Here is a 416-nt window from a genome sequence, read left to right as displayed (position 1 = left end):
ATTGAATACGGAGGAACACGATATTATGACTAAACATCCAATCGTACCGCTCGAGCTGCCAAAGGACAGAATCAGACCTAAGAATAGGCCCGGAAAGAACCGGCTTGTTCTTAACCTGAAGTCCATGGGGTTGAGCTGTCATTCTACAGTGATGCCACTAGCGAGCTAATGCTGGAAGTCGTAGACAGGTTATTGAACTAATAATTGATCTGGCGAAACTAGGTTGCGTATTTATTGTTTGCGGTAAAACTGACATGCGTCGAGGGATCGAATCGCTTGCTTACGTAGTTAAAAAGAGCTTCAACCTTGATCATTTTTTCTGGATAAGCTGTCCGTATTAAAAAATCAACGTCTGGAAGCATGTTTACCATGGTCTGAAAATGTTCAGCTCCACTGTAAATAAAGTCCCATAAACT

1 protein-coding gene is annotated in these 416 nt (G+C 42.1%); it reads right to left on the bottom strand.

Features of this window, described 5'->3' with window-relative positions:
* Positions 1–218: 218 nt before the first annotated feature.
* Positions 219–416, bottom strand: a 198-nt coding sequence (locus tag FC20_RS10980) for a hypothetical protein (protein WP_236697676.1), incomplete at its 5' end; no start/stop codon positions are given.

The organism is Lactobacillus equicursoris DSM 19284 = JCM 14600 = CIP 110162 (assembly GCF_001434815.1).
Taxonomy (GTDB): domain Bacteria; phylum Bacillota; class Bacilli; order Lactobacillales; family Lactobacillaceae; genus Lactobacillus; species Lactobacillus equicursoris.
The sequence above is the reverse complement of the archived record's forward strand: the minus strand, read 5'-3'. Positions and strand labels throughout refer to the sequence as shown.